The sequence below is a fragment of the Micromonospora sp. WMMD730 genome (genome assembly GCF_049178955.1).
GTDB lineage: Bacteria > Actinomycetota > Actinomycetes > Mycobacteriales > Micromonosporaceae > Micromonospora > Micromonospora wenchangensis.
The window spans coordinates 4,464,962-4,491,787 of the sequence record NZ_JBMHML010000002.1 but is presented as its reverse complement, the minus strand read 5'-3'; the positions used below and the strand labels follow the sequence as shown (position 1 = coordinate 4,491,787).

Here is a 26,826-nt window from a genome sequence, read left to right as displayed (position 1 = left end):
GAGCATGAGTCCGCGGAGGATGTAGGGGCGGCGGACCCTTCACTGTCGGGTGCCGGTGCGGCCTCGGCCGCTGGCGGCCATGGTCTGTTGGACCAGTTCGAAGTCGTTGACGGTGACGAGCGGTGGGTGGTCAATGGCGTCGGACCCATACCCAGGAGGCTTTGTCGTTCCAGGGGTCTGCTGCACCACCCTGTTCAGGTTGACACACTCACCCCGCCTCGCCCGGTCCCGGCGACGGGATCGGCGGACGTCCCGGTCGCCGTGGCCCGCTTCAGCCGCTGAGCCGGCCCTTGCCGGTCGGTCTGACCATGCGATGAGCGCTACACTCTCCGGCGGCAGTGAACCCTGCCGGTCACTCCGCCTGTCTTACCGCTGACGACGCGGGAGCGCCGACCGGGTGGCCGTCCGTGATCGGCCCGGCAGGCGGAGGCCTTATGTCGTCGTCCCACCATCCATTGAGGCCGGTCCGAACCGGCCGGCTGTACGGGGCGTCCCGTCGCAGTCTGGCGGCTGGGCTGCTCGCCGCCCTGCTCGCCGGCCTCGTCGTGGCGATCGGCGGTGGCGCGCCGGCACATGCCGTCGACCCCAACGGCCTGTCGCCCTTCGTCAGCTACAACATGCAGGGCAGCGACAACGGCATCCGGTGGGGCCACCAGGTCGCTGACATGGCGGCTCGCTTCCCGGTGGTCATGATCCAGGAGGCCGGACCGAGCATTCCTAATCCTTTCAACGAGGAAGTGGAGGACATACCGATCCGGCGGCCGAGCGTGCCCCGCGGCGTCCAGTACGTGCAGCACTCCCAGTGGGCCCCGCAGGGCTCCTTTCGCGGCCCACGGCACCACGTCTACTTTTTCCAGACGGATCCCCAATGGATCGAGAGCACCAACGAGGTGCTCTGGGAGGGTGGCCGGGTCAACCTCGTCACGATCACCGACCAGCCCGCCGACGAGGTGGTGGTCGTCGAGAACCCCCGCTTCCGGGCGGATCCCGTTACGGGCGACCCGAACGCCTACCGCTTCCGGCCGCTGCTGGGGCTCCGGTTCGGCAACGTCTGGTACTTCAACGTCCACGCGCGCGGCAGTGACGTGCAGGACCTGCTGGCCCGGGCGCGGGCCCGAATGGGGCCTGGGCAGTCTTTCGTGATGGCTGGTGACTACAACGTCAACATCATCAACCGCACCACCCAGGAGGCGCGGGACCTGAGCCTGCACCTCGAGCCGAACGAGAACATCTTCCGCACCGGACAGTGGACCCACGTCGACTCCGGCACGGGTAGCCGGACCGAACTCGACTTCGCGGTCAGCAACGTTCCCGGCCTGCTCTTCGTCGCCTGGTCGCCCGAAACACCGCGGTCGGACCACCGCCCGGTCTTTTACAACACGGTACCCATCCCGCCGGCACCGGTCCGGCCGATCCACGTCAACCCGGTGCTGATCCGCAGCGATCACGGCGAGTTCCTGGATCAGACCGCCAACGGCACCTTCGTCGCCTACCGACGGCAGAACAACGAGAACCAGGTGTTCGAGCACCTGCTCGCCGAGGACTTCTGGAACGTCCTGCGCAACCGCCGCACGAAACAGTGCGTGGGCATGGAGAAGCCGCTGGAGGACCGGACGCTGAACCCGGTGCTGCCGTTGGACTGTGACGACCCGGGGGCCCGGTGGGCGATCGAGGACCCGCCGGCGGAGGGCGGCCCGGCCATGTGGCGAAACGTCTCCTACCCGGACGCCTGCCTGAGCATGCCCGAGCTCGAGGGGCAGCCGATGGTCACCGAGTACTGCGACCCGGACAAGAGGCCGCAGCGGATCTGGGAGGTCGCCGCCCGCATCCCCGAGAGCCAGTGGGAGACGACGGTCACCAACCAGACGATCCAGTCCGTAACCTCCGGCAGCTACCTCGACGTCTACCGGGGGCTGTCGGGGGACGACGCTCCCGTGATCACCTATCCGCCCCGTGACGTCAGCAACCAGCGCTGGCGGCTCGAGGCCGTGGACCCGGCGGACAACCTGGTCCGGCTGCGGCCCGAACACGCCACCCAGGACTGCCTCGACGTCTACCGCAGCGACGACGACGCGCAGCCCAAGCAGGCGGTGGTCTACCGCTGCGACGACCCGGGAACCACCAACGACGGCGAGGGGCACCGCTGGCGGGTGGAGTACATCGCCGACTCCCAACCAGACGACCCGGACCTCCCGACCGAGGTGACGTTCCGCAACGAGGCCACCCACCTGTGCCTGGAGGCCTCGGACCGGGCCGAGGCCCCGGCTATCGCCGCCGTCTGCGACGACAGCCACTCCCAACGCTGGCGCATCGGTCCGCGCAGCCCGGCGCCGGGCCCGGGGCCGACGATCCCGCCGGACCGTGACCCGCTGCCGCGCCCCACCCGGCTGCCGCCGCGCTCCGATCCCAGCACCGACCTCCGGTTGATGCCGCTGGGCGACTCCATCACCTACGGCGTCGGCGCGGCGGGGAACAACGGGTACCGGCGCGAACTGTTCGACTCCCTGCAGTCGGTGACGACCTCACTCGACTTCGTCGGCTCCATGCGCCAGGGCGACTTCGCCGACCCCGACCACGAGGGTCACCCCGGCTGGCGGATCGACCAGATCGACAAGCTGGCGACGAGCTGTTCGATCCCGTCCTACCGCCCGAACGTGGTGACCCTGCACATCGGCACCAACGACATGCGCAGCTCCGACGGTGCCGAGGGAGCCCCGCAGCGCCTGCGCGGGCTGATCGAGGACGTGCTCGACCAGGCCCCGGAGACCACCGTGCTGGTGGCGACCCTGATCCTGTCCAAGGACCCGGCCGTCAACGAGCGGGTGCAGAACTACAACCGGCAGATCCCGGGGATCGTCGCGAACCTGCGCGCGCAGGGAAAGTACGTACGGACGGTCGACATGTCCGCCGTCACCGCCGCCGACATGACCGACAACCTCCACCCGAACGCCGCCGGCTTCGGCAAGATGGCCGCCGCGTGGCGAGCGGCGATCGGCGACGCGCTGAGCGAGCGCTGGATCGCCCCGCCGGCCACGGTGTCCGGCACCCCGAAGGCGTGTGCCGCCGAGACGCCGTCGCCGGGCGATGGTGGCGACGACGGCTGGGACTGGGCCGGCGTGGTGGCCTCGGGCGTCGGAGTGAGCCGGGACCACGTACGGCTGGCCGACCTGGACGGTGACGGCCGCGACGATTACCTCGTGGTCGACGCCGGAGGCCAGGTCTCGGGCTGGCTGAACGCTCCGGGACCGAACGGCTGGGGCTGGAAGTACGCCGGCGTCGTCGCCTCGGGAGTGGGCGCGACCCGCGACCAGGTGCGCTTCGCCGACCTCAACGGCGACCACAAGGCCGACTACCTGGTGGTCGACGACGCCGGGCGGGTCAGCGCGTGGATCAACGACTACCAGCCCGACACCGGGTCACGCTGGACCGGGGCGGGCGTCGTCGCCACCGGCGTCGGCGCCACCCGTGACCGGGTGCGCTTCGCCGACCTGGACGGTGACGGCCGCGACGACTACCTCGTGGTCGACGACCAGGGCACGGTCACGGCCTGGTTCAACAACCGGGGCGGCACGGGGTCGGCCTGGATCGGTCAGGGACAGGTCGCCGCCGCCGCCGGAGCCACCCGGGACGCGCTGGTGTTCAAGGACCTCAACGCCGACGGCCGTGACGACTACCTCCTCATCGACGACAACGGTCGGATCAAGGCCTGGCTCAACGATTTCGCCACCCGCGTCGGCGGATGGAAGTACCAGGGTGAGATCGCCTCCGGTGTCGGAGTGGCCCGGTCCGGGGTCGCCGTGGCCGAGATCAACGGGGACGGCCGGGCCGATTACCTGACGATCCGGGAGAACGGGGTGATCACCGCCTGGTTCAACGACCGGTTCAGCGGCGTCGACCGATGGGCGTGGCAGGGAACGGTCGCTCCCGGTGCGGGCGTGCCCGGGGCCCAGGTACGGTTCGCCGACCTGGACGGCGACGCCCGCGAGGACTACCTGGTGGTGAATGAGACCGGTCGGATCGCGGCGTGGCTGAACGCCGGCCGGGACGGCGACCAGAACTGGGGCTGGACCTACCAGGGCATCGCCGCACCCGGCGTGGGGTCGACCGGTGACCGGGTGCGGCTGGCCGACGTCAACGGTGACGGCCGCGTCGACTACCTGGTCGTGGACGACTCCAGCCGGGTCCGGGCCTGGCTCAACGGCGGGAAGGACGGCAACGGCCGATGGGTCTGGAACTCCGCGGGCGAGATCGCGGCCGGGGTGGGCGTCGCCGGTTCGCAGGTGCGCTTCGCCGACGTGGACGGTGACCGCAAGGCCGACTACCTGGTGGTCGATGCCGCAGGCCGGGTACGGGCCTGGCACAACAACCGCGGCGGATCCGGAGCACCCTGGGGCGATCTCGGCCAGATCGCCACCGGGGTGGGGGTCACCGACGCCGAGGTCCGCTTCGCCGACGTCAACGGTGACCGCCGCGCCGACTACCTGGCCGTCGACGAGGCGGGCCGGCTGCGGGCCTGGCTGAACGATCCCGCCGGCGGGTGGACCCTCGAGGGGGAGATCGCCACCGGCATCGGTGCCTCCGGCGACCAGGTCCGCCTCGCCGACCTGAACGGTGACCGCCGGGCCGACTACCTGATCGTCGGCGCCGACAGCGCTGTCCGGGCCTGGCTGCGCCGCTAGGTTCCGGGGCGGAAATTGGGCCTGATCGTCGATGAGGAGCGACGCCCCGTCGGGCGTCGACGGGTCGACGATCAGGCCCGACTGCCAGCGGTTCACCCGTGATGCCGTCGGTGGTCGATCACCCCAGCGCGGATGCGGAATCGGCAGGTCGGCTCGACCGCACCCACCGGGTGCGCAGGACCCGGTCGCGATGTGGTCGACCCTCAGCACCGGTCGTCCCGACCTCTGGCCCGTTGCGCCCCGGCCTGCTTTCGCCGACGTTGCGGAGCTGACGAACAAGTTGATGTCGCTCAACTACGCGACTGCCGTGGAGACGTGGAAGATCGATCCGCTTGCGGGTCTGATCAGTCCCGCTGCCTGGTTGCGTCAGGTGAGCGTGTGGCTGTTCGGGTACGACCCCTTCGAGGACCGGAGCAAGCAGCACAGCGGTGACTGGGATGCCTATGTCCACTGCGCTGCGGCGGGGCGGATCATCGGTGACGCGTTGTTCGCCGTGGGCCGGAACCTGGTCACAGCCGCAGGGGATGCACCGGAGGTGTGGCGCGGCAACACTGCCGAGGCAGGCGCTCGCCGTGGGCCTATGCGAGTAGCAGATCGTGCCGTCGTGCAGGGTGGCCACGCTGCCGTACAGCACGTCCGCCACAACGCATCCCGGACCACTTGACGTGATGCATCTGCCCTTGTGTAGTTGTGCACCGAGGCCCCGGATCATTCCAGGTCTTGGTGTTTGGGCCGTAGTTGTCGATTACGCCTACGCCCCAGTTGACGTAATCGGCGCCGGCGAATCCGGTGGCCAACTCGAAACCAGGCCGGATCGGCCTGTACAAGTGGTCGCTTGTCAGTTGCTTTCGGATGCCCAGTGGTCGTTGTTCGAGGGGATGCTCCTGAAACCGCTGGGACGCCTGGGTCGGAGGGGATGACTGGCGACGTATGATCGCGATGGTGGCGAGGCGTCAGGCCGAGATCCCGGCACTGGTGAGGGAGGGGTCAGGATGTTCGGTCGGAAGAAGAAGCTTGACGCTATGGTGGCGCAGCTCAGGCCTGACCTGAGTCGGGAGTCGCTGGGCGTCGGGCCTGACTTCCCGGGCGTCGCCCCGAACCCGCTCCTGAGCAGTGATGCGCGCAAGCGCAGTGCGGAATTGCGTACGGGGGTGCTTGCGCTCGGTGTTCTCGTGGACTGGCGGGAGGTGAACAGCAATCCTCGCGTGGTCCTGATGTTCGACGTGGAGACCGCCGAGGGCATCTCGTTCCGCGGTGTCGCAGACGAAGACCTCACGCTCACCGAGTTTGCCCGACTCGCCCCGGGGCAGACGTTGCCCGTGCGTTACCGGCCGGCGGTCATGGACCACTACGTCGCTCTTGCCCGGGACGCGGACCCTGCCCGTGTGCAGCAACTCTCTGACCAGATCGCGAGCCGCAAGCGGACCTGACCGGGAGGGGGAGCGCCGGCCGCTGATGCCCGGGGCGAAGCGGCCGGGCCGTCCGCTGGCATGAATACGACGACGGTCCATAATGGACTGATGCCCGACGTTGCCAGTGAAGCAATGAATGCGATCCTCGACGAGAGCGAAGCGCACATCCAGAAGACCGGGCAGGTGCCTCGGCCGCAGGTGCACATCGTGGCCGAGGACATGGACGAGCCGTACCAGTACATCGGTTACATCGCCACCCGGCCGTTCTACCGGGGAGCCGACGCGGCCACCGCGGTCGCCGACCTTGGCCGCCTGCCGTCCGCGCTGGCCGCGACCAGGCTGTTCGTGGTCTGGGAAGAGGTCGACCTACGACTGGCGCTGGAGATGCCGAATCGTCAACCGGTCCATGGCCTGTCGGTCGTCGACGTCCGATCCGATGGTCACACCATGCTGTGGCTGCCGTTCGAGGTAGCCCGAGACGATGCGGGAATTATCGTGATCTGGGGAAAGCCGACCCGCCACGACAATGTCAAACTGCACGCACCCATCGAAGCGCTGATCGACACGTGGCGTGGGCCCTGCGGGGATCTGGAACGCACCGTCCTCGACCTGCAGGGATCCGGCTACCAGATCAATTGGTCCATCGCATTCAAGAAGTGACGCGGGTCCACCCGGCGTAAGCGGGCCTGCGACGCCCGTCGCGGTCCACGGCGACAGTCGTGGACCGCGGCAGTGGCGCACGACGGCCCTACAGCCGGTGTCGCCGCCCTACAGCCCGAGATGCACATGGCTGGCCCACCGGGATGGCCGGTCCGGGTGCTCGTCGCGTAGTCGGGCGACCGCCTGCCGTAGGGCGCGGGCGGCGCGGCTCGGATCCGCCTGACCGGCGGTGAGTGCGGCGTACACGTCGTGGGCGATCGATGCTGCCGCCTCGTCCCTGACGTTCCACAGGGTGCCGATGACACGTGGGTAGCCGGCCAAGTGGAACGCGGATGCGATGTGGATGACCTCGTCGGCGAGGTCGGTGGTGGTGACGGCGGTGTCGCAGGCCGACAGGTAGGCCAGTGACGCCGACCGCAGGCGCAGCCGGGAGATCCCCGTAGCGGTCAGTGGCTCGGTGACGTGGTCGTGCAGGAGTAGCCGACTGTCCGAGGGGTTCGCTGCGGTGGTGGCATGGCAGGCGAAGTGCGCCCAGGTGCTGTTCTCCATGGCCTCGATCACCGCGGCGGAGACCGCCTGCGGGCCGATCAGGGTGCGGGCCTGGGGTGCCTGCTCCGCGACGAGGGCGGCCTCGCGCAGTGCTGCGGGCAGGTCCGTCTCGCCTGGGGTGTTGGGCATGCCGACCACCAGCGTCCGTCCGGGTTCCGTGGACGTGCCGGCGGCGCGGGCGTGGATCAGCGCCCGGATCGACGGTGTGTACGACGGGATGCACTGGTCCAGCACCGACGGCCCGTGCGGGTGTCCTGCCGCGTGCAGCGGCAGGAGGGTGAGCGGACCGGTCGGCACCCACCACAGCCGGTCGTCCGGTGCCGGAGCGAGCGCATCGAGAACGGGGCCGGCAACGGCATCCCACAGCCACGCCAGGGTGTCGGTGATGATCGTGTCGCCGCGTTCCTGCCGGGTGCGGAACATCGAGGGGACATCGTCACGGACCGCTGTGAGGAACCGCGCCACCATCTCGGTGAGTCGGTCATAGGTGAGGTCGGGCAGCGGCAACGCCCGTATTCCGTCCGGGGTGACGATGAGAGCGTCGCAGCGGTGTGGGCTGACGTTGACGAGCACGATCGGCCCTGCGGTAGCCCCGGCGGTGAGGTCGGCGGCCACCGGCGGTAGGAGGAAGCGATCGAGTCCGGGCGACGCGCGGATCCGGGTCACCACCGCGTCGAGTTCGTCGGCCAACCTCCGACGGTCCTCGGCTGCATGCTCGCCCCCACTCTCGATCCTCGCGCTGAGCAGGTCGAAACGGTCGGCCAGCGCCGGGTCGTGCGCACGTAGTTCGGCCAGGTCGGTTCGGCCGTCCAACGCCTGTGAGGTCAGCACGGTACGGCCCAGTTCGAGTAGTTCGACCGCGCGCTGCGGGGACCCGCCGGCCACCGCGAGCGCAGCCGCGTCCCGAGCCAGGCCGGCAAGGCGACCGAGCCAGTACTGCGCGTCGGTACGGTGCAGGCCCCGCGTGGCGCGCAGCGGCAGCAGCCTGACTGCGGTCTCCAAGCCCTGCGCGGCCAGGTCGGTTCGGCCGGCGGCGACCGCGATGTCGCCCCACGCTCGGGCGGCGTCGAGTCGTGGGCCCACTGCCGCCGTCCGGTGCGCCGCCGCCGTCCGCAGCACGTCGATCGCCTCGGTGAAGTCCCTCTCGTCGGCGGTGACGGTGCGCCGTGCGTCGAGGGCGTGCGCGAGGATGCTCAGCAGCGTGCTGCGGCGGGGATGGTCGGGGGGCAGGGAGTCCAGGGCCAGACGGGCCCGGTCGACGGCCTCGTTGAGTGCCGTCGTGTCACCGGTCTGCTCGGCGCGCAGCCGCAGCGCGTCGGCGAGCACCGCTTGGGCCGTTGGCCGCTGCGGATGCTCGGACGGGGCCTCGGACAGGGCCTCACGCAGCAGTCCGACTGCGCCGTCCAGTTCGGATGTGTCAGTGGTAAGGCGACTGCGCTGCGTCTGTAGCAAGGCAAGGCTCGCCACATGGTTGAGTCGGAGCGGATGGCCGGCGGGCACCGCCGCCGTGGCCTCGTGTGCGGCCTCGAAGGCGGCGTCGAGGTCCACCAGGTTCCCGGTGCGGTCGAACAGCGCATGTAGCGACTCCGACAACACCAGCTGGTAACGCGCGTGTTCGGGGTGAACAGGCGGAACCGCCGCCACTGCCGTGCGTCCCGCGTCGATGGCCTCATGTAGCAGCTGGAGTTCGCCGGTGCGCCGGTACCGGGCGTCCAGCGTCCGGGCGAGGTTCGCGTGGTAGGCGGCGAGCATCCAACCGACACCTCGGGAGGCAGTCGCGGCGGCCCGGCCGAACGTGATCGCCTCGTCGAGGACGGCGAGAACGCCGGTGAGCGCGTACCGGCCCTCCAGGAAGTTGCACAACATCATCGCTGCCTGTGCCCAGCGCCGGTCGTCGGGCCGCAACCGTCCGAGGGCGCGACGGCCGTCTGAGATGGCCTGGTCGAGGTCGTCGACGTCGCCGGTGGCACGGAACCGGACGTGCCGGACGGTGGCGAGGTTGACCAGGCACGTCGCGGCATTGTCGTCGTGGTCGGGCAGCACGTCGACCGCCGCCGCAGACGCTGCGATCGACTCGTCGAGACTTGCGCGGTCACCGGTCGCCTCGTACCAGATGCGCAGTGCGGTCCCCAGCGCGTCCAGCCGTCGCGCCGGCGTGTCGCCGGCCGGGTAACTGCCGGCCTGCCGTGCCGCGCGAACGGCGGCGGTCACGTCGGCGAGGTCACCACCGTGCTCGTAGCGCTGTTGCAGAAGTTGGCTGAGGTCGACCAGGTAGAGCCCCCGACGGGGATCGTGGTCCGGCATCACGGCCAGGGCGTCGCGCACCGCCCGGCAGGCCTGATCCACCGAATCCGGCGCTAACGTGGCGAGCGCCTCACCCATGGCAGATCGGGCGATGTCGAGAGCGTCCTCCGGCCTGTGGGTCACTCGCGGCGGCGACGTTGCCGCCGTGAACGCGTACCCATGTTCGGCGAACGTCGCCATGGTCGTGGCGAAATCTGGCGGGTGGATGCTCCGCCAAGTGGCCAGCAGGGTGTCGATCGGCGCGGGCAGCGGGGCCCGGTGCCGCGCCCGAGCCGCCTGCCGCCGCATCGGCGACCCGATGCCGGTTCCGACGACTGCGGGGAGGGGATACCAGGCCAGGCTGTGGTCGCCGGCCGTGGCTTCCAGGACGACCAGGGAGCTGCCGTCCACCAACGGTTCCCCCAACGCGGCCATCAGATCAACCTGCTCCCACACCACCAACAGGTGACTGGCGGGCAGCGCCGCCGCAGCGAAGCCCAACGCGCCGATCGCCGTCGCCGCGTCCGTGCCGCTGGCGAAGGCCCGCGCCTCGACACAACCGACGTAGGGCTGACGCAGACCCTCGACGAACAGGTGGACCTGGGGCCGCGGTGCCATCGCGGTCAGCCGCAGCTGCTGCTCAGCGGCCGTCCGCACGCCCCTCCGGACCTGGTCGAGGTACTGGTAGCAGCTCGTCGGTGCCTGGCCGGTCACTGGTCGGTCAGGGAATCCTCGGTGCCGTCCCCGGTAGCGTCGGGTCGGGCGAGCGCGCGGATGATCCGTTCGATGTCCCGCGCCGAGTAGTTACTCGCGTCGGTCAACCCGTCCTCGTCGACCTTGATCCGCTTGCCCCGGTGCCGGTCGAAGAACGCCTTGAGCCCGATCCCGACCGCGACCCACGCCGCCGGAGTGTCAGCCACCGCCACCAGGGTCGTCATGAGATCACTGCCGGTGGTGCGGAATGCCGCCGGGCTCCGCTGCACTGCCACCTGCTGCGCGGCCAGCAGCGTCCGCACCTCACCGGCGTACTGCTCAGTGACCACGAACTCCACGACACCGGGCTGCTCAGCCCGCTGCCAGGTCAGGATGATCTCTTTGGTGTCCGAGCCCGTGACCATGCCCGACGTCCCTCCCGACTATCGACAGTGGAGCAACACACTGTAGCGGTGACAGTCAGCCTGACAGGTGAGCCACGATGATCACTGATGGCGTGACTGTGATAGCGCTGGCGGGTGAACGCCCACGAGGAGAGAGCACATGTCTGAAGATCAGTCCGACGCAGCCGCGATCACCAGCGAACTGCTCGACCCGGGCCTCTCCCCGCAGGCCTTCCGGGCGGACCAGACGACAGCCGTCCAGGCAACGGCCTGGCTCGGCGGCAACGACGCACTGCAACAGCTCGGCCTGCGCCCGGGAGCGCCGGTTCACGCACCCGACCTGACGCACGTCCTGCTCGGGCGACACGCCCGTAGCGGCGTACGGGTGCTGCCCGACCCGGCCCTGTACAGCCTGGTCTACCTGGCCCCCCGCTCCCTGTCGATGGCGTGGACGCAGCTCGACGCTGCGGCGCAGATCGCCATCGAGGAGGCGGCACGCACCGGCATCCACCGCATGCTGGAGCACCTGATGCGCTGCGTCCCGCTGATCGACGGGGTCCGCCCGGCCCGGTCGTTCGTCGCCGCGTTGGTGTCCCACGCGGTCGGCACCCGTTTTGCAGCGGCAGGACCCATCCCGCCGATGCTGCACGTCCATTGCTGCCTGTTCGCCGTCCAGGACGAGGATGGGACACTGACCCAGCCCGACGAGCCGGCGCTGGCCGACGACGACGTCCAGCGCGAGTGCGACGCCCTCGTCGAGACTCACCTGGCGGACCGTCTCGTGGCGCTCGGCTACCGGATCAGGAACACCGCCGGGGCGGCCACGGGTCACTCCTTCGAACTCGACGGAGTACCCCAGTCCCTGCTCGACAACGAGGACTTCTGGCGCAACACGGGATGTGCGAACGCCATCGGATGACAGGACACCCGACGTCGCCTTACGGCAGTCGACGTCGATCGGTCAGCCGTCAGCGTGGGGATGAACGGCCGAACCCCTGTCAGTGCGTCAGCTGCCGGCTGGCGCGGGGAGGTGGGGACCACGGCCGGACGACGTCGTCGCGACACCGCGCCCGCCACGACGTCGATGACGAGGAACGCGAGCAGAGTGAGCCCGAAAAGAGGCAGCGCCCAACCGATTGCCACGGTCACCGGTACGCCGATGAGCAGGACCCAGAGCGGCAAACCGCGGACGCCGCCGCGGGGCGCGGCGGGGTGCCGGCGAGAGCGCGTCGGTCGGCGCGGGTGGGTCGGCGTTGCCACCACATGCGGTAGCCCCGGACGATGACGCAGAGCAGCCCGAGGGCCAGCGCGGCGAGCAGGATCTGGTTGACCGGGCGACACGCTTGCAGCGGCAGATCCGCGCACGTGATCATGTGTGGGTCAGCGGCTGGCATATGTCTGATCCAATGGTCGTCCTCGGCACTGTGAGGGCGTTGTGGATTTGTGTTCCGGCCCGCGTAGCCCCCGCCGACGGCTGACCAGAGGTCACCCCGGCGGCCCGAGCGGGAGCGTTTTCGATCATGGGACCAGATGGTGGGGTTGCGGTCAGCGGTGCTGCGCTAGGTGGTCGAGCAGGTGGGCGTGGCGGAACTGGTAGACCGCCCCCGTCTGGCGCAGGACGCCGCGACGGTGAGCGTCCTGCCAGAACGCGAGCATCCGGGCCGGCTGGCGGCGGCCGAGAAGTAGCGGCAGCCGGGCGTAGATAAGCCATCGTCCCCAGGCCCGGCCGAACAGGGCGTAGGTCAGGCCGTACCCGACGCCGACGAGGAATCCGCGTACGAAGGCGGGGCCGACCGGTGGATCGCCGGGTGCGGTGTCGGCCAGGCCCGTGGCGAGGGCGCCGATCAACACTCCGGTCATGGCGGTGACAACGAGCGCGTCGGCCACGGTGACCCGGCGGTCGGCGGCGAGGAGCCGGGCGACTCCGGTCCGGCTGCCCCGTCCGCTGATCGGCCGCCGGAGCCGGTCCTGGACCGCGTCGAGCCCGAAGACCCATCCGCCCATGAGTACCGCCAGCAGCGGGTACAGGGCGAGTGGCCGCTGTTGGGGCTCCGTGAGCGGCGTCGGCTTCCCGATGGTGGTCACTATCGCGATGCCGAGCCCGATGGCGAGGAGCATGTACAGTCCCATGCCCCAGCTGCGGGCGGTTCCGCCCAGGTCGCGCAGTCGATGCCCTGGCGGCGTGCCGTACGGTTCGCCCGAGCGCAGATTCATGGTCTGGAGCCCGGCCGCGGCACCGAGCAGGCCGCCGACGCACAGCACGAGGAGGGAGCCGACGGTACCGAGCAGGTCGCCGAGCAGCAGGACCGGCAGTACCCCTGCCGTCGCGGCGAACGCGGCCACCGCGGTCCACGCCCGCACGCCCACTGCGGTGACCGTCTCCAGCCGCCACCATGCGACGTCCGTCGTCCCGGTCCGGTGTAGATGCCGCGCGAGGTAGCCGAGCCACGAGTTCGCCTTCGTCGCTGTGTACTGGCCGTGCAGCCATCCGGGCCGCGGGCCGTCGTTGCGATAGGCAGCGGCGAGGTAGGAGCGCAGCAGATGCTCCTCGACCGCGCGACGGCCGTCGAGTCGCAGCAGGTCGCGCGGGTCGCCGCCGGGTACGTCGTAGACCTTGCGCGCGAGGTACACCATCAGAGGTGTCTTCAGCAGTGGCGCGACGCTCTTCCAACGGGCCGCGTCGGTGAAGCGGCCGGCCGTGAGGTACGCGCCGGCGAGCGCTCCCGTGACCGCGCCCAGCGTCATGACGGCCGCCCGTGGTATCGGTGCGCCGGCCGCTGCCACCACCTCGGTGTAGACATCCCTAGCGCTCGTCAGCACGAACGGCCGATCCCAGACGTCCTGTCCGAGCGCTTCGATGGCCTTGGTCCGATTCGCGCTGGGCATCTCGTCGAGGCCGTCCAGCAGCGGTACGACATGCCCGCGCTCGACGAGCAGTCGCGCGGACTGCGGCTGGACCAGGTCGGGATACTGCCCCGCGAGGTCCTCCGCCAGCCACTCGTCGAGTGTCTGGCCGAACGGATCCCACCGGGTGAGCGCGAACGGCACCAGGGAACGACCGCCCTCGTCCTGACATGACGCGAGCATCGTGAGGGCCGCGCTCTTGCCGGCCTCGGGCTCGCCGAGGACGATCAGCCGACCGGAGGGCAGCGCGTGGTACAACTCCCCGATGTGCGTCACGTCGCGGGGTCTCGGCAGCGAAGCCTTCGACCGGCCTTTGATCTGCGACGACGGTGCAACGAACTGTCCAGTCTCGTAGACCAGCGGCAACCGGATCGCGTCTGGTGTGGCCAGCCCCAGGCGGTTTGCCTCCCGCTGCCACTGTCGGCGCACCTCCGCGTTGAGCTCGGCCGCGGTGGCCAGTAGATCCGCCGTGGTGACGAGTGCGGTCGGCTGGCGGCGGCCGAGCAGCGCGACGACAATCGTCGAGGCAAGGGCGACGCCCGCGGCGATCAGGTTGACCTTGCCGTTGTCGACAACCAAGTTGGTGGTGACCCCGCCCAGTACGGTAATCCCGCAGATGACATGGAGACGCGCAACTCCGCCACCCCAGCGCCGCATGCGCCCATTCTGCACGGCGAGGAGGGCACGCCTGTTGACCTCCCCCGTGCGCACTCACATCGGCAGAGCTGTGAGCGTTGGCTATGTTCCGGAGGCCTTGTAGGCGGCGAGGATGTAGTTGGGGTGCCGGTCGAGATTCTTGCGTGCTCGGTCGTAGCGCATGGTGGTTCTGGGGTCGGCGTGGCGGGTGGCGATCTGCACGTCGCGCAGGTTGACGCCGGCGTCGAGCATGGTCGTCACGAACGTGTGGCGCAGCGTGTGGGGGTGCATCCTTGGCGTCCGGCTTCCCGCCGTGTGGGCGAGGTGCTTGAGTCGGCGGGTGGTGGGGTGCCGATCCATCCGCCCGCCGTGGATGTTGCGAAGGATTGGTGCGGCGGTGCGCTCGTTGACGGCCCGGTCGATAGGTCGGGCCACCACGGGTGGTAGCGGGACGAGGGCCATCTTGCCGCTTTTATCGTGTACGCGTAGGGCGCGGTGGCCGTGTTCCTCGCCCAGGTCGGCGATGTTCGACCCGCAGGCTTCGAAGATCCGCAGGCCGAGCAGGGCCAGGAGGACGACCAGGGCGACGTCGTTCGGGTTCGAGGACTACTCGGGCGGTGGTGATCAGGGCTTCGAACTGCAGTGCCCCAGGCCGAGGGTCGGCGGACGTGGTCGGCTGGCGAGTGTTCCAGGATCGCGTCGATGACGCAGACCCGATAGAAGCCGATCATGACCGGCAGCCGGTGGGACACCGTCGAGGGCTGGTGCCGGCGGACGTCCTGCCGTCAGCGCACGTACCGCTCGATATCCACCCGCGTCGCAGCCGGCGGGTGAGGGCCGTGCTCGGCGCACCAGCGTGGGAAGACCCGCAGATCGGGCTCGGTGTGGACGCGAGTCTGACCACGGTAACGGCCGAGGAAGGCCGACATCGCGGCGCGTACAACGAGTTGATCGGCCAGCACGACAGGAGAGGCGGAAGCAGGAGAGATAGCCATGCGGCACCGTGTGTCACTACCTGCGATGAAGGCCAGCCTGCCTGAAGTGGTAGTTCGGATGGCGGGTCATGATGGTGCCGGGGGCATGATCATTGCGTGGATGCCCGCCGATCGGTGGTTCTGGTCGATGACCTTCGTTCGTTCGTGGACGGCCGTAACGCGGAGGTGGCCCGGACGAGCGCTGCCGGAGTCGAGCTTCTCAGTCGATACCAGGACGGGCGCTTGGACGAGCTGTGGCTGGACCACGACTTGGGTGGCGACGACACGATCTGGCCGGTCGTGGAGATCCTGGAACAGGCCGCGTTCGAGAAGCGCCCCCTCGACATCGGCGTCATCAACGCCTCACCACCGAAACCACCCCAACATGGCGAGAACCCCTAAAACCACAACATGCACAAAATACGTGAATCAGACGTCCTCTGAAAGGCATCCGCACGTTGCCGCGTGCACCTTGGTGGGTGTAGGCCCGGCCGGCCGGGGACTGGTAGGTTGCCCCCTGTGCTGCCGCCCTCCATTGCACGCTCGCCGATCGATTTCTCGTGGGAGCCGAACCAGTACGATTTCGGCCACGGCTTTACCAGCGACGGCAGCCGGTCGCCGATCGTACGGAAACTGGTGTCGATTTCTGTGCGAGGAACTCTCGGTATGCTGGCTGCCTCCGCGGAATGGCTGACGCACCGCCTCGCCGACCCGGCTGATCCGCTACCGTCCGACCTGGTGGCCGCGCTGTGGGCCGGTGCGGTCGACCCTCGACCGGTCGATCTGACCATGCTGCCCTATGCCGAGCACAAAACCGATCCGATCAGAGGCCCGATTCTTGAGTACGCCCGCACGGTGCGATCCTGCTACCGGATCGCCCTGCATTTCGACGGCGCGTTCTTCAGCTACGCCGAGTCCGCGCTCCGCCTGGTCGACTACGTCATGCCGAACAGAACCTACCGCAATTGGAGGCGGGACTGCTTCGGGCACCTGGCCACGCTCACGTCATCGCATTCGATGTCAGCGGTCCGCGCGTCGCTCGACGAAGCCGCCATCGACCAGAAACTCGCCGACGGCGACTTCGACGAGATCTGGGGGCCCGTCCTACCGCGTGACGCCTACGACCCTCGAAAGCGCACTGACAGCCACCGCTCCGGCTCAGGCGGCCCGCGCCAGCCTTTTCATCCTGCTTAGCGGTTCGCCCCGCCCTCGGCCCACAACTCGTCCGAGACGATCCACGGTGGCTTCGCACCCCTCCTCAGGTTCAGATAGAACGATCCTCACGTCCGCCCGGTTATGCTCAACCTCGTTGATTCAGGAGTTGCTACTGTAGTTGCTCTCGGCCGTCCATTGGTGGCTGTTCGGGTTGATGTTCCTGAAACCGGTGGGACGCGCGGGTCGGAGGGGAATGGCCAGCGACGTACGGTCGCGGTGGTGGCGAGGCGTCAGGCCGAGATCCCGGCACCGGTGAGGGAGGGGTCAGGATGTTCGGTCGGAAGAAGAAGCTCGACGATATGGTGGCGCAGCTCAGGCCTGACCTGAGTCGGGAGTCGCTGGGCGTCGGGCCTGACTTCCCGGGCGTCGCCCCGAACCCGCTCCTGAGCAGTGGTGCACGCAGACGCAATGCGGAATTGCGTACGGGGGTGCTTGCGCTCGGTGTTCTCGTGGACTGGCGGGAGGTGAACAGCAATCCTCGCGTGGTCCTGATGTTCGACGTGGAGACCGCCGAGGGCATCTCGTTCCGCGGTGTCGCAGACGAAGACCTCACGCTCACCGAGCTTGCCCGACTCGCCCCGGGGCAGACGTTGCCCGTGCGTTACCGGCCGGCGGTCATGGACCACTACGTCGCCCTTGCCCGGGACGCGGACCCCGCCCGTGTGCGGCAACTCTCTGACCAGATCGCGAGCCGCAAGCGGACCTGACCGGGAGCTTTGGCCGGGTGCGGGTTGTGCCGTGACCATGAACGCTCACGGTGTTGGTTGATACGCCGCCCGTCGTGTCGGTCGGGCGGCGTCGTGGCGATCAGGGTGTGACGGATCTTGTACGCGTGCGGCGGCTCAGTGATCAAGAAGGTCAGCAGCTGCTCAGAGTCACCCGTCGGGGCACCGGTTCACCGATCCGACCGAGGCGGGCGATGGGAGGGATGTCCCGGCCAGATCAGCCCAGATGACGAGGCATCCGTCGTCGAGACGGCCACCACCCGCTCCGAGAAGCTGGGTAGCCGTTCGCACGGTGGAGCATCCGCAAACTCGCCGACCACCTGCGCGTTCACATAACTCGCCGGGACGTAGCGACATCGTTCAACGCTCAGCGCGAGCGTGGGGGCATCGGGGCGACTGAAAGTAGTCGCCGCAGGGTTGGTCTGATGGCGGTGGTGAGGGTGCCGTCGTCGCCGGAGTGTAGGGCCAGGTTGACTACGCCCATGGCGGTGTGTGCGGTGGGTGTGTGACGGGCTGCGGTGGCGATGTCGGCCCGGGGGATGTCCGCGAGGAGGTGCCGGATGAGTGCGCCTTCGCCCCAGTAGGCCTCGGCGGGGACGGGGAGGCGACCAAGCCATGACAGGAGGATTCCCGCGCGGTCGACTGGTGAGGGTGTGGCGGTGGCGAGCTGATTGTTCATGGCTTCGAGTTGTGCGGTGGACAGTTCGCCTGCTTGTTGGCCGGTGAGGGGCAGCAGGGCCGGATGGAGCACATGGGGGACGGCACGTTCGGTCAGGTGCTGCCTGCCGGCGTCCCCGGAGGGCCGGAACTGAGGGTGTCCTTCGTGCAGGTTCAGCAGGTCGGTCAGTGGTGCCAGGAACAGCGGGATCTGGTCGGGGACGCCGTGGGTGGCCAGCAGCAGATGCAGCGCGACGGGATCTGCCACGTGCAGGTCGTTGTGCAGGCGATGCCGTTCCCAGCTGATGTTGCCGTAGCCGTGGAGGCTGGCAGCGGCGACGAGCTCATCGGAGTCATCGTGGAGCGCGATGGTGGTGTCGCCGGGGCAACGGCAGATGTTCTCGGTGAAGCGGCCGGTCGTGGTCAGCTTTCGTGCCGCTTCGATCGTGGAGGGGATTCGTAGTTCGGCCAGGGTCGCCCGGTCGGCCAGGGGGCCTGCGTCCTCACCGCCGTCGAGGATCCGCACGACGTGCGTCCGCGACCACACACCAGTGAGCCAGCTGATCACAGTCAACCTCTTCACGCCGTGCCGGGCCCCGCCGCTTATCCGGCATGCGGGTTCGTCGGGCTGTCAGCGTACGGCGCTGGTCTGCGCTTCCTCGGATCGTCAATTGCCGGGACGGTCGATGAGGCGGTGGAGGGCCTTCCCGGTGTGGGGGAAGGCGAGTCGCAGGGTGTCGGCGGTGAGGCGGATGCCCCACCAGGTGAGGGCGACGAGGTAGCCGATGATCAGGGCGCTGTGGGTGTTGTAGCTGATGACGAGGGCGTAGCCGATGGTGAGGCCGGGTGCGGTGATGAGGCGGATGGTGCGGGTGCGGCTGACGGTCAAGGCGGTGGCGGTGCCGAGGAGGGCGGCGCCGATGGTGCTGGCGAGGCCGGGCATGCCGGTGAGGTCGATGGGTGTGGACAGGGTGTAGGCGGCGCGGATGAGCCAGATTCCGGCGGTGGCGGTGGCGGCGTGGGTGATGGCGGGGCGGGTGAGGGTGAGCCAGTGGGGGAGGGCGTGGGCGGGGATGCGGGGTGCGGTGGCGGCGATGAGGGTGGCGCAGGCGGCGAGGGGGAGTGCGCCGCCGAGGGTCCATTTGAGGTAGGAGGTGTAGTCGAAGGAGAAGGCGGTGCCGGTGGCGAGGCCGTAGAGGGTGGCGGTGATGGTGCCGCCGACGGCGGCGGCGAGGTAGCTGCGGCGGATGAGGCTGCCGGTGGTGGGTTCCTCGGTGGGGGTGGTGGGTGGGCCGGTGAGCCAGGTGGTGGGGGCGAGGTGGGCGATCGCGATGGCGGTGAGCATGGCGAGGGCACCGGCGGTGCCGAGTTGCGGCAGGGAGGTGCGGGCGCCGACGACCCAGGTGTTGTGGATGGTGATGTCGGCGGTGAGGACGGCCTGCACGAGCAGGGCGAGGGAGCAGGCGCCGATGAGGAGGGTGCCGGTGAGGTCGCTGATGCGCAGCCGGACGCGGGGTAGTCGAGCGGCGGTGGCGCGGGGTGCGGGTTGGCGGTGGGCGGTGAGGGTCAGGGCGCCGTCGGTGAGGGCGTGGGGGTGGTCGACGAGGACGGGGGTGGTGCCGGTGGTGTGGGCGAGGTGCTCGGCGACGGCGGGCAGGCCGGGGTTGGGGCGCAGGATGACGGCGGTGAGGTGGCCGGTGTCGATGTCGGCGGCGTCGAGGAGGTCGGCGACAGCGCGGGGGATCTCATTGAGGACGGGTTGCGCGGCGCGGGTGACGTCCTCGCGGGTGATGATCGCGGGTTGGCGGGGTGCGGGGAGCAGAACGGGGGCGCGTTCCTGGGTGACGAGGAGTTGCCGGGCGGTACGGACGGCGTCGGTGAGGGCGCGGTGGTCGTTTGCGGTGGCGGGATCGTCGCCGGTGGTGCGGAGGGGGTCGTCGTCGCCGGTGCCGGTGTGGATGACGTGGTCGGTGATGAGGTGGTCGAGGTCGGGGGTGTCGTCGAGGCTTCGGGTGGCCAGTTCGGTGTAGCCGCCGTCGGTGGTGTGCAGGACGGTGAGGGTCGCCGGGTGCCGGTCAGCCTGGCAGACGAGGACGCAGGAGCCCGCGGGTGTGGGGTGGCCGAGGGTCGTCGCGTGGGCGGCGAGCGCGGCGGGTGCGGTGACCAGGGCAGGGGAGGGCAGTCCGGCGCGCTGTGCGGCTTCGGTGACCTGCTGGCGGCGGCGTGGCCCCCAGCTCGGTGGGATGGTCACGGTGAGGGCGGTGATCGGCTGACCGACCTGGTGGGCGGCGTGCTGGCCGACATGCCGTAGTACTGCCGCGAGGAGGTCCACGGGGTCGGTCGGTGGGGTGTCGGTGGGGGCGGGTTTGCCGAGCAGGGCGGTCGGGTCGTCGACGAAGCGGTGGTCCGCCGGGAGGGACGTTGCTGCGTCGACGCCGACGTAGAGGTGCCCGGTGGGGCCGATGACGACACCGGGGGGCATGACGAGGCGGCCGTCGATGAGGATCGGGACGCGTGCGCCGTCGCGGTTGACGGTGGCGGCGATGGTGGCGGAGCTGAGATCGATCGCTGCCGTGGTGTCCCCGTGTGGCATGGGGGGCAGTCTGGCCCGTGGGGGTGTGGCGACGTCAACCCTGATTGTCCGCGTGATCCTTTGTGCGCGGATGGTGAGAATCCTTCTCGACGCAATAGCCAGCGACGTGCATTCTCCTGTAAGCGGAGAGCTTCACCGATGAGTCGCAGGGAGGGACGGGTGCCGAAGGTGTCCTCGGACAGAGGCGACAGGCTCGCCGAGTACGGCACACGGGTCACGGTCCACCCACCCCACGGCACCCCTGACCGTCGGATACCTCTCTCCCGCACCGTCGTCACCGGTGCCCGGGTCGTTACCGCCGCCGGCATCCTCCTGGTGGTCGTGCCGGCCGTGCTGTGGCTCGCCGGCGGGAACCCGCTGCGGCGGTTGCCGGAGTGGTCGCAGATCCCGGCGTGGTTCGAGCGCTCCAGCGGACGGTTCACCCCCGACGTCCTCATCGGTGCCGCGTTCTGGGTGATGTGGCTGCTGTGGGCGGTGTTCGCCCTGCTTCTCGTCGCCGAACTCGTCACCGCGCTGACCCGGTGGCGCATCCCGGCGCTCACCCTGCCGTCACCCCTGCACCGCCTGGTCTTCGGCCTGGCCGGCACCGCCGCGCTCGCCGTCACCTCCGCAGGCTCCGTCGACGCGGCGGCAACACCTGACCGGCCGTCGACCCCCGCCGCTGCTGCCGAGCATGTCGATGTTCCCCGCCAGGCCTCCGCCTCAGGCCCGGCGATCATCCAGGTCGCCGACCAGCGGTACCTCTACACCGTCGAACGCCACGACACCCTGTCCAAGGTCGCCAGGGAATGGCTCGGCGACGCGAACCGGTGGCCGCAGATCTGCCAGCTGAACAAACACCGCCACTTCCCCGGCACCGGCGGCACCCTGCGCGACTGCAACCTCATCTACCCCGGCTGGGAACTGCGCCTACCCGCCGACGCCCGCCCACCACACGCCGCCAACCCGGCGACCCCGACCACCCCACCACCGCAGACCCCGCACCGTCCGGTACCACCACCGGCCTCCGCCAGCGCCGACCCGCAACCCCCACGTCGACGCCCTCACCGCGCACTGCGCCGCCCGCATGCAGTGGCCACCCCACAGCGACGAGTACCTCATCCTGCGCACCCTGCACCGGTGCATCCTGCTCGGCAGGGAACACCGGACGCTGCTGACCGCCACCGACTGGCCGCCGGCCCGGATCACCGCCGACATGCTCCCGAAGATCCGCGACCGGCTCACCCGCTCCCCAAGGGCACCACCAGGGCGTACCAGCGTCACCGGCGACCGGCCCCTGACGTGCGGATCGTGCGGATCGCGCCGCGCCCCACCACCACACCGGAGCCATCCCCACCCGCCGGCACCCGTATCCGGGCCAAGCCCGACCACCGCTTCTGGGTCTTCGGCCACGAACGTCAACAGGCGTACGGCCCCGGCCGAAGCCTGCGCCGCCCGGTCGACATCCATCCCTTCCTCATATCCCGTCGGCCGGCGGCGGGCAGGCACGCGCCACCCCGGGACCGCAGGTATGGCCCGACGGTCACATCTGTGTCAGCTTCCGTGCGTGTCGGCTAAGCGAGCGCCTCAATCAGGTCGAGCGCCTGCGCAGGTTCCGGGAGGGCGTTGATCTCATCCTGGATCCGCTGTGCGGCGAGCCGGTACGAGTCCTCGCGCAGCATCGTGGCGGCGGCGCGGGCAGCGTCCTCGGGCGTGAACATCACCGGATCAAGCTCCAGCGCCGTGCCGAGTTCGACGCACCGCCGCGTGTTGTGGGGCTGGTCGGCACCCATCGGGAGCAGCACGGAGGGGATACCGTGGGCGAGCGAACCGATCAGCGTGCCGGAGCCGCCGTGTGCGATCACGAGGTCTGCTTCGGCCAGGATCTCCTCTTGCGGGACGAACTGCTCAATGCGCACGTGATTCGGCTGCGCTCCGAGCAAGGCGGGATCGAGCCGCCGCCCCACTGTCGTCACCACGCGGACAGATAGGTCGCGAAGCCCAGCGAGCACGCGTTCGAAGACTCCCAGGTGGGTGTCGAGCGTCCCGAGCGTGAAGTAGATCAAAGGCTTACGCGCTGCGCGCGTGCGCCGCGGGACGTGGTCACCCGCAGCGCACCAGAAGGTGTTCTCCGGCAGCGGGTGGTGCGGATCGCGCAAGCTCGGCGGCGCGGGCATGATGACCAGCTGACCGTTGAGACGGGTCAACTCGGGATCGGGTACGAGTCCATATTCCCTGCGCAACGCAGTAATCGGGTCGAGGATGACCTCCTTGCGGGCGAGGCCACCGGCCAGCAGCACGATGACGTTCACACACGGGATCCCGAGTGTCTCCGCGGCGATCGCAGAGCCGAAGTCGATCTCGTCGCGCACGATGACCTCCGGCTTCCACTCAAGCGCGATCTCCCGGATCGCCTTGGCATGGCGGCGCGCACCCCGGCCGGCAAACCCGTCGCGAAGAACCTGCTCCTCGCGAGCCAGGTCGACCGGCTCCAAACGTTGCTCCGGCTCGCCGGCGAGCTGCGGCTTCGGCTCGCTAGTACGGAAGGCCGTGAACCCCGCCGCCGCGATCTCCTCGTACCGGCCCCCAGAGCCCGCCACGGCCACGGTATGGCCGGCGGCCTGAGCCGCACGGGCGAAGGGGATAAGGGGCCGAAAATGACCGCTGCCACCAATGAAAGTGAAAAGAACCCGCACTCTGGCGAACCCTACCCGCCCGCCCGCTGTCCCCGGAAACCGGCAAGTCCCTGCACCAGACTCAGCACGGGGCTCGCGACCATCACCAACCCGTAAGTGTCATGACTGCATCCTCTCAGCTGCCCAGGTCGCTTCTGACGAACTTGAAAAGTCAGCCACCGCACCGAATCCTCCGTCATCGCGAGCGGTACGGCTGGACCGCGACGAAACAACGGGTGTGCCGCAAGCCACCCGGCCAGAGTCGCGCAACCCTATTAATAGATGATCTTCGTGGTGCGGAGAAAGGGCGACAAGGACCTCCCGATCAAGCTCAGCACCACCGTCCGGGTCCTCGGCGACCGCGCCCCCGGTACCGAACTGTCCACCGACCAGGGCTGACAGACCGGGCGCGGCACCCGGGGCCCTCTTGGCTGCCCACGCCCCCGGGCCACCCCCTGGCGGCCCACCTCCGGTGAGTCGCCGCCGGCCTCGCCTCATCCCGCGCCGTACGGCGGTGTCGCACCTGGTGATACCGCCGCACGCGCCCCGACCCGGCCCGCACCACCGCAGCGCCAGGGGCAGCCCTCTCTCCCCGGCTGCGGCTTCTCCCACCAACACAGACAAGGACAGCACCATGTCGTTCCCCGACAAGAAGCTCACCGTCCGTTCCTCCAGCGATCTGGCTACCGCAGTGCCGTACCTGCTCGGCTTCCACCCCGACGACGGCAGCGCCGTCGTCATCGCCATGCGGAACCGCCGCATCGTCTTCGCCGCCCGCGGGGACCTTCCCGCCGCCGACGCCGCGGCACAGGAGTTCCTCGACCACGCCGCACACCTGGCAGCGGTCATCCACCGGCAGCACCAGATCACCGATACCGTGATCATCGGCTACGGACCCGTCGACCGCATCGACCCGGCGCTGCGCCTCTACGACGAGGCGTTCGCCGCCAGCGGGATCACCGTCCGTCAGCTGCTGTGCGTCACCGGCACCCGGATCACCAGCCTCACCTGCGGCGACCCCACCTGCTGCTCACCCGAGGGAACTCCGTTCGACCCCACCACCAGCGTCGTCACCGTGCAGGCAACCGTCGCCGGGCAGGTCGCCCTACCGAACCGGGCAGCCCTGGCCGCCCGCATCACCCCCGTCACCGGCACCGCCCGCGACGCCATGCACCTCGCCACCGTCGATGCGGCCCCCCGCCTCATCACTCTGCTCGCCGCCGGGAACACCGCCGTCGAGCAGGCCGGCACGGACGCCATCCGCTACGCCCTACGCCGACACGACGACGGCGAACGACTCTCCGACACCGACATGGCGTGGCTCACCCTGCTCCTTACGCAGACCCCGGTACGAGACGCCGCCGTGGACCTCACCGAACCGGAGGAGGACCACATCACCTTCTGGGTCGACGCCGTCCGCCGCGCCGACGAACCCCTCGTCCCGGCACCCGCCACCGTCCTCGCCCTCACCGCCTGGCGCAACGGCAACGGCGCCCTGGCCCTCATCGCCGTCGAACGCGCCCTCCAGATCGACCCCCACTACCCACTCGCCCACCTGCTCCTGCAAACCCTCCAGGCCGGACTGCCGCCCTCCACGTACGACCAGGCATAACCCGACCCGGACACAACCCACACGACAGGAGAACACCCGTGGACCCCACCCGCAGCATGCTGCTCGCCCTCGCCAAACGGGCCGAAGAGACCCGGCTGGACTGGCAGGCCGGCCGCGCCGCAGTGCGTGCCCGCGGCGAGACGCCCACCCGCAACGAGGCGTTCGCCCACCACATCCAAGCCAACCTGTGCCTACTCACCGCGATCACCGCCGCCGAACCTCCCGGCCACCTTCCGCATCCACGACACCACCCTGTCCACCGACCCCGTCACCGCAGCGCAGCAGCTGCGCGACATCGCCCTGCCCTACGACCGGCACGGACCCATCGAAGCCACCCACGAAGCAGCCCGACAGGCCTACCGGGAGGCGTTCGCCGAACCGATCACCGCACAGGAACAGCAGTACGTCGACCTCCTCGCCGCCCTCACCCCAGCCCGCCGCGACAAGGTCATCGCCGCCGCCGAAGAACGCGCCTCCCACCCGAGGCCGTAGCAGTCACCTGACAGGGCTCGCGGCCGCCGCGTCAGCTCACCCGCTCCAGCACTGTGGTCATCGCGCCCCTCGGCGGTCACCCCGGCTTGGGGCGCGATGCAGAGCTGGCAGCTCCACGCAGGTTCCGCCCAGGCCGATGCGGGAGCCCGGGGTCGACTGGCTGCCGCGCAGACGGATGACGCCGAGGCGTCCCCCGGCCTGGACCGCCTCTGTCCGGCATTCTGCGGCCTGGACCAGCTGCCCTGGGCCCTGCAGGCGCAGCGTATGGACAGCGCCGACAAGGTGTTCGTCGCCCCGCACGGCATCCCCGTCGCACGGGGCACCACCGGCCCGAGTCCGGCGGCCGGGCGAGCGGCCGGGCCGCCGCTGCCTGTGCTCTGCGCCAACCCGCCCGAGGGGATCGTCGGTGTGGTGCGCGAGGATGGGCGCGTGTTCGACGGGATCGACGACATCGACTGGGTACGGCTCGGTCACGCCTACGGCTCGGCTGGCGATGTGCCCGGCCTGCTCCACGCCCTGCGGTCGCCCGACGAGGAAGAGCGCCATGCCGCCTTCGGCGGGCTCTACGCCAGCATCTTCCACCAGGGCACCCGTTACGAGGCGTCGGCTTACGCCGTGCCGTTCCTGCTGGAGTTGCTCGCCGATCCGGCCACCCCCGACCGGGAGCTGGTGCTCTACCTGGTGACGGTGCTTGCGGTGGGCCACGACGTGAGGTGGCTGCCGCAGGGCGTCCCGGTGGTGGAGCTGCGTCGGGCGGCCGACGGCGGGCGGGAACTACTCGCCGCCAAACCGCCCCCGTGGCACGGCGACGACGAGACCCGCAAGGAGTACATCGAGTACACGTACATGGAGTCGCTCGACGAGGCCGACCAGCAGCGGCTGTGGGCGTACATCGAGCTGACCGTCTACGACGCGGTGCGGGCCGGCGTTCCCCTCTTGCGTGACCTGCTCACCGACGCCGACCCGGGACTGCGCACCGGTGCGGCGTACGCGCTCGCCTGGTTCCCGCAGGACGCGGCCGGCAGCATCCCCGCGCTCGTCCCGGCGGCCGAGGCCGCAATGGAAGCGCATGAGAGTGAGGCGGCGACCGCCCTGGTGGCGGCCGGGTTGCTCGGTGCCGCGCCCGACGCCGCGCTGCTGGCCGATCCGCGCCCGGTGATCCGCTGGGCCGCCGCGATCGGCCGGGCCCGGGTGCTCGGCGTCAACGCCGACGAGGCGACGGTCGACGAGCTGCTCGCCTGGACAGCCGCCGCCGAGCCGGACAACCGGCCGGCCACCGGCGGAGCCGAGGTGCCCTTCCTCGACGGCGACCTCAACGGGTACGCGGGGCTGTCCCTGCGCCTGCTCGGCCCCCGGCACACCGATCGGGCGTTCGACGCGCTGCTCGACCGGCTGTGCGTCGCCGTCGGTGAACAGGCGTTGCCGGTGGCGGCCGAGGCGCTGCGCCTGGCGTTCCCCGACGGCCGGCTGCCCACCGGGGTGGCCGGTGCTGCATTGGCTCCCCGGCAACGACGGCTCGTCGAGGTGCTGGCCCGCTCGCCCGGGGCGTGGCTGATCGACGGCGTGTCATTCGGCAACTTCGCGTCGCTCGTCGGCGACTACGGTCTGCCGCGCAGCCGGGAAGCGATGCTTGCCTACCTCGACGCTCCTGCGGCCTGACTCTCGACGGTCCGCCGGCATCCAC

The 26,826-nt window shown here is 69.9% G+C and carries 18 protein-coding genes and 1 pseudogene; 12 read left to right on the top strand and 7 right to left on the bottom strand.

Going from position 1 to position 26,826, the window contains the following annotated elements:
• The first annotated feature begins 455 nt into the window (after positions 1-455).
• From ACN265_RS19220 to ACN265_RS19205, 4 genes are all read left to right on the top strand, one after another.
• On the top strand, positions 456-4,679 hold the full coding sequence (locus ACN265_RS19220; RefSeq protein WP_421408821.1) for an FG-GAP-like repeat-containing protein: 4,224 nt from the start codon (positions 456-458) through the stop codon (positions 4,677-4,679).
• Between the two features lie 283 nt (positions 4,680-4,962).
• Positions 4,963-5,343: a hypothetical protein gene (locus ACN265_RS19215; protein ID WP_421408820.1), complete on the top strand. Its 381-nt coding sequence runs from the start codon at positions 4,963-4,965 to the stop codon at positions 5,341-5,343.
• A gap of 328 nt (positions 5,344-5,671) precedes the next feature.
• Positions 5,672-6,109 carry a hypothetical protein gene (locus ACN265_RS19210; protein WP_421408819.1) on the top strand — a complete coding sequence of 146 codons (438 nt, stop codon included), beginning with the start codon at positions 5,672-5,674 and terminating at the stop codon, positions 6,107-6,109.
• A gap of 90 nt (positions 6,110-6,199) precedes the next feature.
• Complete coding sequence (locus ACN265_RS19205) at positions 6,200-6,751, top strand: hypothetical protein (RefSeq protein WP_421408818.1); 552 nt, start codon at positions 6,200-6,202, stop codon at positions 6,749-6,751.
• A gap of 108 nt (positions 6,752-6,859) precedes the next feature.
• On the opposite strand, the gene ACN265_RS19200 is transcribed toward ACN265_RS19205, so the two are convergent.
• Positions 6,860-10,240: a CHAT domain-containing protein gene (locus ACN265_RS19200; RefSeq protein ID WP_421408817.1), complete on the bottom strand. Its 3,381-nt coding sequence runs from the start codon at positions 10,238-10,240 to the stop codon at positions 6,860-6,862.
• Positions 10,241-10,293: 53 nt separating this feature from the next.
• On the bottom strand, positions 10,294-10,701 hold the full coding sequence (locus ACN265_RS19195) for a hypothetical protein (protein WP_421408816.1): 408 nt from the start codon (positions 10,699-10,701) through the stop codon (positions 10,294-10,296).
• 139 nt (positions 10,702-10,840) lie between these two features.
• Between ACN265_RS19195 and ACN265_RS19190 the strand changes: the two genes are divergently transcribed.
• Positions 10,841-11,599, top strand: a complete 759-nt coding sequence (locus ACN265_RS19190) for a relaxase domain-containing protein (protein ID WP_421408815.1) — start codon at positions 10,841-10,843, stop codon at positions 11,597-11,599.
• 626 nt (positions 11,600-12,225) lie between these two features.
• Here ACN265_RS19190 and ACN265_RS19185 read toward each other — a convergent pair.
• Together ACN265_RS19185 and ACN265_RS19180 are read right to left on the bottom strand one after the other, a co-directional pair.
• Positions 12,226-14,241 (bottom strand): hypothetical protein, encoded by a 2,016-nt coding sequence (locus ACN265_RS19185; RefSeq protein WP_421408814.1) that lies wholly within the window; start codon positions 14,239-14,241, stop codon positions 12,226-12,228.
• Between the two features lie 81 nt (positions 14,242-14,322).
• Entirely contained in the window at positions 14,323-14,802 is a 480-nt protein-coding gene (locus ACN265_RS19180; RefSeq protein ID WP_421411529.1) for a tyrosine-type recombinase/integrase, read from the bottom strand.
• Between the two features lie 509 nt (positions 14,803-15,311).
• Between ACN265_RS19180 and ACN265_RS19175 the strand changes: the two are divergent.
• From ACN265_RS19175 to ACN265_RS19165, 3 genes and pseudogenes are all read left to right on the top strand, one after another.
• Positions 15,312-15,572: pseudogene (locus ACN265_RS19175) on the top strand (cyclic-phosphate processing receiver domain-containing protein); the annotation flags it as partial.
• A 141-nt stretch (positions 15,573-15,713) separates the two neighbouring features.
• A complete protein-coding gene (locus ACN265_RS19170; protein ID WP_421408813.1) occupies positions 15,714-16,388 on the top strand; it encodes a hypothetical protein in 675 nt (224 codons plus the stop codon).
• 290 nt (positions 16,389-16,678) lie between these two features.
• Positions 16,679-17,116: a hypothetical protein gene (locus ACN265_RS19165; RefSeq protein ID WP_421408812.1), complete on the top strand. Its 438-nt coding sequence runs from the start codon at positions 16,679-16,681 to the stop codon at positions 17,114-17,116.
• Positions 17,117-17,501: 385 nt separating this feature from the next.
• Here ACN265_RS19165 and ACN265_RS19160 read toward each other — a convergent pair whose 3' ends face one another.
• The gene (locus ACN265_RS19160) at positions 17,502-18,359 is read right to left on the bottom strand and encodes a hypothetical protein (RefSeq protein ID WP_421408811.1); all 858 of its coding nucleotides are present in this window, start codon (positions 18,357-18,359) and stop codon (positions 17,502-17,504) included.
• 99 nt (positions 18,360-18,458) lie between these two features.
• A complete protein-coding gene (locus ACN265_RS19155; protein ID WP_421408810.1) occupies positions 18,459-20,384 on the bottom strand; it encodes an Hsp70 family protein in 1,926 nt (641 codons plus the stop codon).
• A 168-nt stretch (positions 20,385-20,552) separates the two neighbouring features.
• Between ACN265_RS19155 and ACN265_RS19150 the strand changes: the two genes are divergently transcribed.
• Positions 20,553-21,941: a LysM peptidoglycan-binding domain-containing protein gene (locus ACN265_RS19150; RefSeq protein ID WP_421408809.1), complete on the top strand. Its 1,389-nt coding sequence runs from the start codon at positions 20,553-20,555 to the stop codon at positions 21,939-21,941.
• Here the strand turns inward: ACN265_RS19150 and ACN265_RS19145 are convergent.
• Positions 21,938-23,059 (bottom strand): glycosyltransferase, encoded by a 1,122-nt coding sequence (locus tag ACN265_RS19145; RefSeq protein ID WP_421408808.1) that lies wholly within the window; start codon positions 23,057-23,059, stop codon positions 21,938-21,940. The two genes, ACN265_RS19150 and ACN265_RS19145, sit on opposite strands and share 4 nt — an antisense overlap.
• Before the next feature lie 613 nt (positions 23,060-23,672).
• On the opposite strand from ACN265_RS19145, the gene ACN265_RS19140 reads away from it, so the two are divergent.
• The 3 genes from ACN265_RS19140 to ACN265_RS19130 all read left to right on the top strand — a co-directional run bounded on the left by ACN265_RS19140 (position 23,673) and on the right by ACN265_RS19130 (position 26,801).
• Positions 23,673-24,650 carry a DUF4192 domain-containing protein gene (locus ACN265_RS19140; RefSeq protein WP_421408807.1) on the top strand — a complete coding sequence of 326 codons (978 nt, stop codon included), beginning with the start codon at positions 23,673-23,675 and terminating at the stop codon, positions 24,648-24,650.
• Positions 24,651-24,776: 126 nt separating this feature from the next.
• Positions 24,777-25,142, top strand: a complete 366-nt coding sequence (locus tag ACN265_RS19135) for a hypothetical protein (protein WP_421408806.1) — start codon at positions 24,777-24,779, stop codon at positions 25,140-25,142.
• 264 nt (positions 25,143-25,406) lie between these two features.
• Positions 25,407-26,801 (top strand): hypothetical protein, encoded by a 1,395-nt coding sequence (locus ACN265_RS19130; protein ID WP_421408805.1) that lies wholly within the window; start codon positions 25,407-25,409, stop codon positions 26,799-26,801.
• The last annotated feature ends 25 nt before the right edge of the window (positions 26,802-26,826 follow it).